We start from the raw sequence: 11,977 nt of genomic DNA on the forward strand, positions 1-11,977 counted from the left end.
GCCTAATCCTTATCTACTTGATCTCGAAGGCGTCCTGGACCAGACGCTGCTGTTGTTCCACATGAAGGGCCATGGAGCCAGCTGCCGGCGCGGCAGCCATATCCCGGCCTGCGTAATGCACCCGCAGGTCTCCGACCTCGCGAGCCACCCGGTACATATGGTGCTGGGAGCAATACCAGGCGCCCTGGTTCATGGGCTCTTCCTGACACCACACCAGGTTCTCCAGATTGGGGTAGCCCTCCAACACTTCCTGCAAGCGCTGCTCCGGGAACGGATAGAGCTGCTCGACACGAATCAGTGCGGTGTCGATCAACTCATCGCTGTCGCGTTTTTCCAGCAGGTCGTAGTAGACCTTGCCGGAACACATCACTACCCGTTTCACCTTGTCGCGATCCAGCTCCGCAGGATCATCCAGCACGGTACGGAAAATACCGTCGGCCAGCTCTTCCAGCGTGGAAATCGCTTTCTTGTGCCGCAGCAGGCTCTTCGGACTCATGATCACCAGCGGCTTGCGCAACGGCCGTACCGCCTGGCGACGCAGCAGGTGATAAATCTGCGCCGGGGTGCTGGGCACGCAGACCTGCATGTTGTGCTCGGCGCACAGTTGCAGGAATCGTTCCAGACGAGCGGAGGAATGCTCCGGCCCCTGCCCTTCATAGCCATGGGGCAACAGCATGGTCAGGCCACACAGCCGGCCCCACTTGGCTTCTCCGGAGGAAATGAACTGATCGATCACCACCTGAGCGCCGTTGGCGAAATCACCAAACTGGGCTTCCCAGATCACCAGGGTCTTGGGCGTGGTGGTGGAATAGCCGTACTCGTACCCCAGCACCGCTTCTTCAGACAGCAACGAATCGTAAATATCGAAACGTGGCTGACCCTCATAAAGGTGCTGCAGCGGTACATACTGCTCACCGTCTTTCTGGTTGTGCAGCACCGCGTGGCGATGGGAGAACGTACCGCGGCCGGAGTCCTGCCCGGTAAGGCGCACATGAAAACCCTGATCAATCAAGGTGGCGTAGGCCAAAGTTTCCCCGTAGCCCCAGTTCAGCGGCAACGCGCCGGCGGTCATCTTGCGGCGGTCTTCGAGAATCTTTTTCACCTGGCGCTGGACCACCAGACCTTCCGGCGGTGTTTCCAGACGAGTGGCCAGATCCTGCAGTTTTTTCAGCGGATAGCTGGTATCCCAGTCATCTTCAACCTGATGGCCGATGTAGGGTGACCAGTCTACGAACAGGGACTTGTTGGGTTCGCGGACCAGGGATTTCACCACATGGTCGCCCGCGTCCAGCATGTTGCGGTAATCGTCTGCGGTCTTCTGCGCGGCCTGCTCACTGACCACGCCCTCACTGACCAGGCGTTCCGCATAAAGGGTACGAGTAGTCGGATGGGACTTGATCTTCTTGTACATCAACGGCTGAGTGGATGACGGCTCATCCGCTTCGTTGTGCCCCAGACGGCGATAGCAGATCAGGTCGATCACCACGTCCTTCTTGAACTGCATGCGGTAATCCACCGCCAGCTGGGTAACAAAGTAAACCGCTTCCGGATCATCCGCATTCACGTGAAAGATCGGTGCCTGCACCATCTTCGCCACGTCGGTGCAGTACTCCGTGGAGCGGGCATCCTCACGACGGCTGGTGGTAAAACCCACCTGGTTGTTGATGATCACATGCAAGGTGCCGCCGGTCTTGAAGCCGCGGGTCTGCGACATCTGGAAGGTTTCCATGACCACACCCTGGCCGGCGAAAGCCGCGTCCCCGTGCAGCAGGATCGGCACCACCTGTTCACCTTCATAATCCTCACGGCGGTCCTGTCGAGCCCGCACCGAGCCTTCCACCACCGGAGAAACGATTTCCAGGTGAGACGGATTGAACGCCATGGCCAGATGGACTTCACCACCGGAGGTCTGCACATTGGAGGAGAAGCCCTGGTGATACTTTACGTCACCGGAACCGGTTTCGATGAAGCTCTTGCCATCGAATTCCTCGAACAGGTCCTTGGGGCTTTTGCCCAGGGTGTTGACCAGCACATTCAGTCTACCCCGGTGGGCCATGCCAATGACCAGTTCCTTGGCCCCGTAGCTGCCCACCCGCTGAATGATTTCGTCCATCAACGGAATCAGGGATTCACCGCCTTCGAGACCAAAGCGCTTGGTACCGGGGTACTTGCTTCCCAGGTATTTTTCCAGGCCTTCGGCGGCGGAGAGACGCTCGAGAATATGTTTCTTAACGTCTTCACCGTATTCAGGATGGCTGCGCACCCCTTCCATGCGCTGTTGCAACCAGCGTTTTTCCGCGGTGTTGACGATGTGCATGTACTCGGCACCCACACTGGAGCAGTAGGTACCCTGAAGACAGTCAACGATTTCGCGCAGGGTCGCTTCCGGCTTGCCGATAAACAGGTTGCCGGTCTGGAATACGGTATCCAGGTCCGCGGGGCTTAACCCGTGGTGAGACAACTCCAGATCCGGTACCGCTTCGCGTTCCATGATCCCCAGCGGATCCAGCTTCGCCACCTGATGGCCCCGGTTGCGGTACGCCGCAATCAGGTGCAACACCCGCACCTGGCGCCGCTCGTGCTCAGTACTGACCGCACTGGCACCGAACTTTTGCACCCGGGAACGATTCTTGGCTTGCAGCAGGAAGTATTCGCGAACAGCCGCATGGGGAACGTCGGACTCGACGGCGGCATCAACACTGGGGAGTTTTTCGAAATAGACGCGCCAGTCTTCCGGCACAGAATTGGGGTCAGTCAGATAGGATTCGTACAGTTCGTCGACATAGGCGGCGTTGGCTCCTCCAATGTGGGAGGACTGCCATTGGCGCTGCATGGAACTGTCTTGCATGTCAGCTCGTTCCTTCAGCGGGAGGTGTCACACTCTGTGGTAGGTGGTGTCACTGCGACCACAGGGGGGCGACCCTGTTCCCGTACGCTTTGTATTGTCCGGGGCAGCGCCTTTTAAGCCCTGCCCCACCCATGAGATGCAACAAAATCACCCATCTTCACCGGGTTGGGTGAGAGTGAGTATTCTGCCAGCTCTCGACGAGGGATTACCTCGAATCGCCGTCTAGTGTAGCCCTTTTATTTCGCTTTTGTTAGACGCCGTCTTGATAAAATAAGGTAACACTTCTTATGCCTGTCGCTGCATTGGCGAAACGTCGAATAGACAGCTGCTCGCGACAATTCAGCTCTGCCAGAAACAAAAAAGGCGGCCACATGGCCGCCTTTTTCATTCGGGTCAGATGCCCCGCTCCAATAGCATGGAACGGATATGGCCAATGGCCCGGGTCGGGTTGAGCCCTTTCGGACACACGCTGACGCAGTTCATGATGCCGTGGCAACGGAACAGGCTGAACGGGTCGTCCAGTTTGCTCAGTCGCTCTTCGGTGGCATTGTCGCGGCTGTCCGCCAGGAAGCGGTAGCTCTGCAACAGGGCCGCCGGGCCCAGGAACTTGTCCGGGTTCCACCAGAAGCTTGGGCAGCTGGTAGAGCAACAGGCACACAGAATACACTCGTACAGACCGTCCAGCTTGGCACGATCTTCCGGGGTCTGCAGGCGCTCGATGGCCGGAGCCGGCGTGTTGTTCTGCAGGAACGGCTGCACCTTCTCGTACTGGTTGTAGAACATGCCCATGTCCACCACCAGGTCACGAATCACCGGCAGGCCCGGCAGCGGGCGCAGGATCAGCGGCTTCTTGCCTTCCAGTACACCCGGCGCCACCTGGGACAGCGGAGTGATACAGGCCAGGCCATTCTTGCCGTTCATGTTCATGCCGTCGGAACCACAGACGCCTTCACGGCAGGAGCGACGGTAGGACATGGATTCGTCCTGCTCTTTCACCAGCGCCAGAATGTCCAGCACCATGAGGTCTTTACCCTGGGTATCGACCTCATACTCCTTCATGCTCGGCTCGCGGTCCGTTTCCGGATTGTAGCGATAGATACTGACTTTCATCGTTAGCTCCCCTTAGTAGGTCCGCGCCTTGGGCTGGAAGGTGTCAACGGTCTTCGGCTTGAAGTTCACCTCACGCTTGCCCAGCTTCTTGGCTTTGGGGTCGAAGATGGAGTGGCAGAGCCAGTTCTCATCATCACGATCCGGGTAGTCGTAACGGGAATGCGCGCCACGACTTTCGGTACGTCCCTCTGCGGCGATGGCAGTGGCTTCCGCCACTTCAAGCAGGTTGTCCAGCTCCAGCGCTTCGATACGCGCGGTATTGAACGGCTTGCTCTTGTCATCCAGGTGCGCCTTGGAAATCCGCTCACGCAGATCCGCCAGCTTGGCTACACCTTCCGCCATCAGGTCGCCCTTGCGGAACACCCCGAAGTGATTCTGCATCACGCTCTGCAGCTCTTTGCGCAGGGCGGAGACAGACTCACCACCACTGGACTCATCCCAGCGACGCACGCGGGACAGGGCCTGGTCGATGTCGGCATCGGTGGGCTCGTACTGGGTCATACCCTGACGCAGCTGATCTTCGATGAACAGACCGGCCGCACGACCGAACACCACCAGATCCAACAGCGAGTTGCCGCCCAGACGGTTGGCACCGTGTACAGATACACAGGCTACTTCACCCACCGCGAACAGACCGTTAACGAACTGGTCTTCGCCTTCATGGCCGCCGCTCAGCTTGATCGCCTGGCCGTGAACATTGGTGGGGATACCGCCCATCATGTAGTGACAGGTAGGTACAACCGGAATGGGCTCTTTCACCGGATCGGTCTGCGCAAAGGTAATGGCCAGCTCACAGATGCCCGGCAGGCGGCTGTGCAGGACTTCTTCACCCAGGTGATCCAGCTTCAGGAACACGTGATCACCATCCGGACCGGCACCGCGGCCATCCAGGATTTCCATCATCATGGAACGGGCAACAACGTCGCGGGACGCCAGATCTTTGGCGTTCGGCGCGTAACGCTCCATGAAGCGCTCGCCGTCCTTGTTGATCAGGTAACCACCCTCGCCCCGGCAACCTTCGGTTACCAGTACACCAGCGCCGGCGATGCCGGTGGGGTGGAACTGCCACATCTCGATGTCCTGCACCGGCAGGCCGGCACGCAGGGCCATGCCCACGCCGTCACCAGTGTTGATCAGGGCATTGGTGGTGGAGGCGTAGATACGGCCGGAACCACCGGTGGCAAATACGGTTGCCTTGGCCTTGAAGAACACGGTCTCACCGGACTCGATGTCGATGGCAATCACGCCACAGACATTACCGTCAGCATCTTTGACCAGTTCGGCAGCGTACCACTCATTGTAGAACTGGGTGCCGTTCTTCAGGTTCTGCTGGTAAAGGGTATGCAGCAGCGCGTGACCAGTACGGTCAGCGGCGGCACAGGTACGGGCCGCCTGGCCACCTTCACCGAAGTTCTTGGACTGGCCACCGAACGGACGCTGATAGATACGGCCTTCTTCGGTACGGGAGAACGGCAGACCCATATGGTCCAGCTCGAACACCGCTTCCGGGCCCACGTTACACATGTATTCGATGGCGTCCTGGTCACCGATGTAATCGGAGCCCTTGACGGTATCGTACATGTGCCAGCGCCAATCATCGTTGGGATCGGCAGACGCGATCGCACAGGTGATGCCGCCCTGGGCGGACACGGTGTGCGAACGGGTCGGAAAGACTTTGGAAATCAGCGCAGTCTTGAAACCGGACTGGGCCATTTGCAGTGAGGCGCGCATACCGGCACCACCACCACCTACGACGATAGCGTCAAACGTAATAGTGCGAATGGACATGGATTACGCCCCTCCCCAGATCAGAACCAGACCCCACAGCAGATACACCACCAGAGCCAGTGCGATTGCCAACTGGGCAATCAGGCGAACGCCGGTGGCAGCTTTACCCAGGGTCATGCCGGTCAGGTAGTCGGTGGTTACGCCCCACAGGCCTACCCAGGTATGTGCAGCGACGGAAACTACCAGCAGGGTGTTGGCAATCTGCATGCAAACAGAGCCCATCAGGGCCTTCCAGCTGCCATAGTCCAGATCACCGGACAACATCAGGTAGCCCAGCATGCCGATCATGTACACACCAATGATAACGGCAGACACACGTTGAATGAGCCAGTCATACAGGCCGTTACGGCCCAGGCTCGTCACACTGGTTACCATATCCAGCCTCCTACCAGCAGAATCAGTACTACAGAGATGATGAACACCAGCTTGGCGCCGCGCTGGCCGCCTTCCAGGGTCTCACCCACGCCAGCATCCATAATAAGGTGGCGAATACCTGCCACCAGGTGATACAGCAGTACAGCCAGAATGGCCCATACCACCAGCTTCACCAGCGGGGAGGTCATCAGTTCTTTCAGGTCCGCAAAGCTCTCGGGAGACGCCAGGGAGCGATCCAGCATCCACAGAAGAATCGGCAACGCCAGGAAAATGGCAACGCCGGTTACACGGTGGGTGATAGATGCTATAGCCGTGACCGGGAACTTGATCGTGCTCAGATCGAGGTTAACGGGTCGCTTATCGTTCACGGTAGCCTACTTATAGCCGGGCCCCAGGTTGGGGCGGTTGTCGGGAACTTTGGCAAAGTTGTTGAGATCAAAACGTGAAGTCTGATCTTAACAACCTCGCCCGGGCCGGGGTGGGCCCACACAAAACCCCCAGTCAGAGGTTTCTGCCGGGCGGCAGTATATCGCCGCACCATGAGCAAAACAAACGCTGCGCACCATTCAGACACAGTATCTTTTCTCTAACACCTTGATTTACAATGGCGCACCGGATGTGAGCGTTATAAAAAGAGCTCGCACCACCCTGATGCAAAACGCGGTTTTTGCCGTAACAAGCTGTTTACCCTACAAAAGTCTGACCCACCGGTTCCCGGGTTCGCGTTGACAAAGGTGTGTCAAAACTTTACCTTCCCCCGCGCTTTGGAGGACCTTCCTTGCCTTGAGGAACGTTCCCTCGTCCGCCAATGGAGAGATTCCCATGACCGAGAAGAAAGCCACTCTCAAGGTAGATGGTAAGGACCTGGACCTGCCTATCTACTCCCCGACACTGGGCCGCGACGTTATTGACGTGTCCAAACTGGTAGCCAATGGTGTCTTTACCTTCGACCCGGGCTTTACCTCCACCGCCTCCTGTGAATCCAAGATCACCTTTATCGACGGTGAAGTGGGTAAGCTGCTGCATCGCGGCTACTCCATCGAGGAACTGGCCGGCAAGTCCGACTACCTGGAAGTGTGCTACACCCTGCTCTACGGCGAGTTGCCGACAGCAGAGCAGAAAGAGCAATTCGTCAGCACCGTGAAGAACCACACCATGGTGCACGAGCAGATTCGTAACTTCTTCAACGGTTTCCGCCGCGATGCCCATCCCATGGCCATCATGTGCGGCGTGGTTGGCGCCCTTTCCGCCTTCTACCACGACTCTCTGGATATCAATAATCCCGAACACCGTGAAATCACTGCGTACCGCCTGATCGCCAAGATGCCCACCATTGCGGCCATGTGTTACAAGTACGCGCTGGGCCAGCCCTTCATGTACCCGCGCAACGACCTGGGTTATGCAGAAAACTTCCTGCACATGATGTTTGGCAACCCCTGTGAAGAGTCCAAAATCAGCCCGACCCTGGCCAAGGCCATGGATCGCATCTTCATCCTGCACGCAGACCACGAGCAGAACGCCTCCACCTCTACCGTGCGTCTGGCTGGCTCTTCCGGTGCCAACCCGTTCGCCTGTATTGCTGCGGGCATCTCTGCTCTGTGGGGGCCGGCACATGGCGGCGCCAACGAAGCCGTACTGAACATGCTGGATGAAATCGGCAGCCTGGATAACATCGACACCTACATCGCCAAGGCCAAGGACAAGAACGATCCGTTCAAGCTGATGGGCTTCGGTCACCGGGTCTACAAGAACTACGACCCGCGCGCCACCGTAATGCGCGAATCCTGCCACGAAGTACTGGCCGAGCTGGGTGTCAACGACCCGCAGCTGGAACTGGCCATGAAGCTGGAAGAAATCGCCCTGAGCGACCCCTACTTCAAAGAGAAGAAGCTGTTCCCGAACGTGGATTTCTACTCTGGTATCATCCTGAAAGCGATTGGTATCCCGACGTCCATGTTCACCGTGATCTTCGCCCTGTCCCGCACCGTGGGCTGGATCGCGCACTGGAACGAAATGATCTCCAACCCGTACAAGATTGGCCGTCCGCGCCAGCTGTACACCGGCGAGACCGAACGCGAGTTCGTACCGGTCAACGAGCGCAAATAAGCCCCTCGTTAGCGCCACACAAAGAAACCGCCTTCGGGCGGTTTTTTTGTGCCTGCTGCCTGTTAGGTTCAAAGGCTCTTTACCACAGAGGGCACAGAGCTCACCGAGTAAAACCCTTTCTTTTCAGGGGCAAGAGCGCACTGCGTGCCACTGGCTATCTGCATAGCGCCCCCAGAAAACCTGCAGCTGTAGTCTCTTTTCCTCAGTGAGCTCTGTGCCCTCTGTGGTAAAAACAGATTCTGCCTTTACCGCCCACCCTAACCACGCTCATCCGCAATGATTAGCACCCTGCATTTGCGCCACTGCGCCCTCCATGCAAGCATCTGCTTTCCGTTAATTGATCTTCCGGATTCCAATGATAAAAAACATCGCACTGCTGATTCTCATCATTCTGGTTGGCTATCTGTTGTTCTGGCCGGTTTCCATCGATCCGGTGGCCTGGCAAGCGCCCGAGGCGCCGGCACTGGAAGGCCCCTACGCCAGCAACTCTGCCCTGGCGGAAAGCCGCTCCCTGGCTGTCGATGAAGGCATCGGCCCGGAAGACGTGGCCATTGATGACGACGGTTTTCTCTATGTGGGTTATGTGGACGGGCGCATCGTTCGCTTTGACCCTGATGGCAGCAACCCGGACCTGATTGCCGACACCAAGGGCCGTCCGCTGGGCCTGGATTTCGACCCGCAAGGCAATCTGCTCGTCGCCGATGGCTACAAGGGACTGCTCAGCATCAGCCCGTCCGGGGCCATTTCCGCGCTCTCGCAACGGGCAGACGGTATAGATTACGAGTTCACCGATGATGTGGACGCGGACAGCAACGGGGTTATCTACTTCACCGATGCCTCCAGCAAGTTCGGCCCAGCACTGCACGCCCGCGACGATATCCTTGAGCACGGTGGCCACGGCCGTCTGCTGCGTTACGACCCGGCCAGCGACCACACAGACGTCCTGCTTGATGGCCTGCAATTCGCCAACGGCGTCGCCGTGTCACAGAACGAAGACTTTGTGCTGGTCAATGAAACCGGCAGTTACCGGATTGTCCGTTACTGGCTGAAAGGCGATAAAGCCGGCAGCCATGATGTCTTCGTCGACAACCTGCCGGGCATTCCCGACGGCGTCTCCGCCAACGGCAACGGCACCTTCTGGGTGGCCCTGTTCAGCCCGCGCAACGCCATGCTGGATGCCATGTCCGACAAGCCACTGCTGCGCAAGGTGGCCTTCCGTCTACCCTCCTTCCTGCAGCCCCAGCCGGCTCATCACGGGTTTGTACTGGGCCTGAACGAACAGGGCGAAGTGACCCACAACCTGCAGGATACCAGTGCCGACGCTTTCGCCCCCATCACCAGCGTGGAACAGCACGGCAATACCCTTTACCTGGGTAGCCTCACGGCCCCCCGTTTTGCCGCCTACCCGCTACCGGCCAATGACCCCGCCACCCTCACGGAGCAAGACGCCAGCCATGTCACAGATTAACGCCGCTTTTATCGGACTGGGCACCATGGGTTATCCCATGGCCGGCCATCTGGCTGAAGCCGGGCTGTCCATGACCGTCTACAACCGCACCGCCAGCCGGGCCAGCCAGTGGGCCCGGGATTTCAGCGGCCGCACCGCAGCCACCCCGGCGGAAGCCGCCGCAGGAGCCGCCATGGTGTTTGTCTGCGTGGGCAATGACGACGACCTGCGGCAGGTAACCCTGGGCCCCGACGGCGTGCTGGAAACCCTCGGCAAACAGGCCCTGCTAGTGGACCACACCACCGCCAGCGCCGCCGTGGCCCGGGAGCTGGACGCCGCCTGCCGTGACCGTCAGGCCGACTTTATCGATGCGCCCGTGTCCGGCGGCCAGCAGGGTGCCGAGAACGGCCAGCTGTCGATCATGTGTGGCGGTGACGACGCCGCCTACCAGCGTGTTGTTCCGGTGCTGAATCACTATGCCAAGGCCGCAAACCTGATGGGGCCGGCGGGCAGCGGTCAGCTCACCAAGATGGTCAACCAGATCTGCGTAGCCGGTCTGGTGGAAGCCCTGGCGGAAGGCGTGGCCTTTGCCCAGAATGCCGGGCTGGATGCCGGCAAAGTCTTCGACACCATCCAGCATGGCGCCGCTGGCTCCTGGCAAATGAGCCATCGCCACCAGACCATGATCGACGACCAGTACGAACACGGCTTTGCGGTGGACTGGATGCGCAAGGACCTGGATATCTGTCTGGCGGAAGCGGCCCGCAACGGCACAACCCTGCCGGTGACATCCCAGGTCAATGATTTCTACCGCGAAATTCAGGCAATGGGTGGCGGGCGCTGGGATACTTCCTCACTGCTACGCCGCTTGCTAAAGACCCAGGATCAGGACTGAAATACTGCCCCATCACGGGGCAGCAGCGCCGCTGCATTGCCACTGACACATTGCCTTGCCTCATTGTTGGGCAGGGAATTGGCTCCCCCCGAAGATACACAACCCTGTACCCGCCCCTGTCTTTTTCACCAAAACGCCCTCCTTTTTCATCACCCTTCAGGCCCCAATTCGTCCCATTGCCTGGGCACCAGGACCTTCTCAGAGCCATTCGTCCACATATAGACAAAATAGACAAAAAAGATCATTATTGAATCATCGAGTCAGGAGGCGCTATGGAAGCAGCCAGACAACAGACACCCCAGGCACTGGACGACGGCGCCCGCCATGCGGCTCTGCGCGCCGTCCTCAAGCTCCTGGAGCATTGGCAGTGCAGTGAAAAGGAAAAGATGGCCCTGCTCGGCGTGGGCCGTTCCACCCTGCACAAGTACCAGAGCCAGCCGGACAGCGCCCGGGTCGGCAACGACCTGCTGGAGCGCCTGAGCTATTTGCTGAACATCCATCAGGCGCTACGCACCCTGTTCGGAAACCGGGAAAACGTTTATGGCTTCGTACGCATGGCCAACCACAACCCGTTCTTCAACGGCGCCACGCCCATGGACATCATGAGCAACGGCCGCGTGGCCAGCCTCTACGAAGTGCACCGTCAGCTGGACAGCCTGCGGGGCGGGCAATGGGGATGAGGGAAACCGAGATCCACGCCCTGCCCCGACACACACTCTCCTCCCAGACCGCCTACCGGCTGGTCAACGGCAAATATCCGCCCATCGCCATCTTTGACGATGTGGCGGACCAGACGGATTTCGACGCCCTGTTTGCGGTACAGGCCCTGACCAATCCGCGCCTGCAGAACGAGGTGGGCGACCTGAACCGGGTACCGCCCGCAGAGCGTCCCTGGGGCATTCCCGGCTGCAACTATGCCCTGGGCCCCTTTGTTCATGTGAGCCCGGCCGGCTCCCGGTTTTCCGATGGTGCCTACGGCGTCTTCTACTGCGCGGATCGAATGGCCACCGCCCTGGCCGAAACCCGCTATCATCAGCAGCGTTACTTCCAGCGGGTAGAGGGCTTGAAATACGATCGCATTGTCATGCGCGGCCTCAAGGTTCATTTCTCCGCCACCCTGTGCGACATCACCCCGGCAACGCAGCATCCGCACTGGCATGACCCGCATGATTACCGGGCCGCACGGCAGCTGGGCCAGCAGCTCCAGCAGCAGCGTGAAACCGGCCTCCACTACGAATCGGTCCGCGCCCCCGGCAGCCACTGCTACGCCCTGTTCACCCCCCAGCCGCTGGAGGCCATCACCCCCAGCGCCCACTACGAATACATCTGGGATGGGGAAAAGATCGCCCATACCCTGACCATTCGCCGCTTGAGTTGAAACGACAGCCCGCACTATCCTGACATGAGA

Annotated in this window: 10 protein-coding genes; 5 read left to right on the forward strand and 5 right to left on the reverse strand. The window is 59.1% G+C overall.

Features of this window, described 5'->3' with window-relative positions; genetic code table 11:
* Positions 1-13: 13 nt before the first annotated feature.
* The 5 genes from KZ772_RS04335 to sdhC form a co-directional block, all read right to left on the reverse strand.
* Complete coding sequence (locus KZ772_RS04335; protein ID WP_290538625.1) at positions 14-2,848, reverse strand: 2-oxoglutarate dehydrogenase E1 component; 2,835 nt, start codon at positions 2,846-2,848, stop codon at positions 14-16.
* A gap of 393 nt (positions 2,849-3,241) precedes the next feature.
* Positions 3,242-3,958, reverse strand: coding sequence for a succinate dehydrogenase iron-sulfur subunit (locus KZ772_RS04340; RefSeq protein WP_290510420.1), 717 nt, complete (start codon positions 3,956-3,958; stop codon positions 3,242-3,244).
* A 12-nt stretch (positions 3,959-3,970) separates the two neighbouring features.
* A complete protein-coding gene (gene sdhA, locus KZ772_RS04345) occupies positions 3,971-5,746 on the reverse strand; it encodes a succinate dehydrogenase flavoprotein subunit (protein WP_290538626.1) in 1,776 nt (591 codons plus the stop codon).
* 3 nt (positions 5,747-5,749) lie between these two features.
* Positions 5,750-6,121: a succinate dehydrogenase, hydrophobic membrane anchor protein gene (gene sdhD, locus KZ772_RS04350; protein ID WP_290510422.1), complete on the reverse strand. Its 372-nt coding sequence runs from the start codon at positions 6,119-6,121 to the stop codon at positions 5,750-5,752.
* Positions 6,115-6,489, reverse strand: coding sequence for a succinate dehydrogenase, cytochrome b556 subunit (gene sdhC / locus KZ772_RS04355; RefSeq protein WP_273009616.1), 375 nt, complete (start codon positions 6,487-6,489; stop codon positions 6,115-6,117). Before sdhC ends, sdhD begins: the two co-directional genes overlap by 7 nt.
* Positions 6,490-6,943: 454 nt before the next feature.
* Here sdhC and gltA point away from each other — a divergent pair, with 454 nt between their 5' ends.
* From gltA to KZ772_RS04380, 5 genes are all read left to right on the forward strand, one after another.
* The gene (gltA, locus tag KZ772_RS04360) at positions 6,944-8,227 is read left to right on the forward strand and encodes a citrate synthase (RefSeq protein ID WP_062816189.1); all 1,284 of its coding nucleotides are present in this window, start codon (positions 6,944-6,946) and stop codon (positions 8,225-8,227) included.
* Positions 8,228-8,582: 355 nt separating this feature from the next.
* Positions 8,583-9,695 carry an SMP-30/gluconolactonase/LRE family protein gene (locus tag KZ772_RS04365; protein ID WP_290538627.1) on the forward strand — a complete coding sequence of 371 codons (1,113 nt, stop codon included), beginning with the start codon at positions 8,583-8,585 and terminating at the stop codon, positions 9,693-9,695.
* Positions 9,682-10,569 (forward strand): NAD(P)-dependent oxidoreductase, encoded by an 888-nt coding sequence (locus KZ772_RS04370; protein WP_290538628.1) that lies wholly within the window; start codon positions 9,682-9,684, stop codon positions 10,567-10,569. The genes KZ772_RS04365 and KZ772_RS04370 overlap by 14 nt, the downstream gene beginning before the upstream one ends.
* Positions 10,570-10,841: 272 nt before the next feature.
* A complete protein-coding gene (locus KZ772_RS04375) occupies positions 10,842-11,249 on the forward strand; it encodes an MbcA/ParS/Xre antitoxin family protein (protein ID WP_035244067.1) in 408 nt (135 codons plus the stop codon).
* Complete coding sequence (locus KZ772_RS04380; protein WP_290538629.1) at positions 11,240-11,947, forward strand: RES family NAD+ phosphorylase; 708 nt, start codon at positions 11,240-11,242, stop codon at positions 11,945-11,947. Before KZ772_RS04375 ends, KZ772_RS04380 begins: the two co-directional genes overlap by 10 nt.
* The last annotated feature ends 30 nt before the right edge of the window (positions 11,948-11,977 follow it).

Source organism: Alcanivorax sp. (genome assembly GCF_019431375.1).
In the GTDB taxonomy this organism is placed as follows: Bacteria; Pseudomonadota; Gammaproteobacteria; order Pseudomonadales; family Alcanivoracaceae; genus Alcanivorax; species Alcanivorax jadensis_A.

Bases quoted from the DNA above. Each gene is read 5' to 3' on its own strand.
- KZ772_RS04340 (WP_290510420.1), bottom strand. From the start codon at position 3,958: ATGAAAGTCAGTATCTATCGCTACAATCCGGAAACGGACCGCGAGCCG.
- KZ772_RS04365 (WP_290538627.1), top strand. From the start codon at position 8,583: ATGATAAAAAACATCGCACTGCTGATTCTCATCATTCTGGTTGGCTAT.
- KZ772_RS04370 (WP_290538628.1), top strand. From the start codon at position 9,682: ATGTCACAGATTAACGCCGCTTTTATCGGACTGGGCACCATGGGTTAT.
- gltA (WP_062816189.1), top strand. From the start codon at position 6,944: ATGACCGAGAAGAAAGCCACTCTCAAGGTAGATGGTAAGGACCTGGAC.
- KZ772_RS04380 (WP_290538629.1), top strand. From the start codon at position 11,240: ATGGGGATGAGGGAAACCGAGATCCACGCCCTGCCCCGACACACACTC.
- KZ772_RS04375 (WP_035244067.1), top strand. From the start codon at position 10,842: ATGGAAGCAGCCAGACAACAGACACCCCAGGCACTGGACGACGGCGCC.
- sdhD (WP_290510422.1), bottom strand. From the start codon at position 6,121: ATGGTAACCAGTGTGACGAGCCTGGGCCGTAACGGCCTGTATGACTGG.
- sdhA (WP_290538626.1), bottom strand. From the start codon at position 5,746: ATGTCCATTCGCACTATTACGTTTGACGCTATCGTCGTAGGTGGTGGT.
- KZ772_RS04335 (WP_290538625.1), bottom strand. From the start codon at position 2,848: ATGCAAGACAGTTCCATGCAGCGCCAATGGCAGTCCTCCCACATTGGA.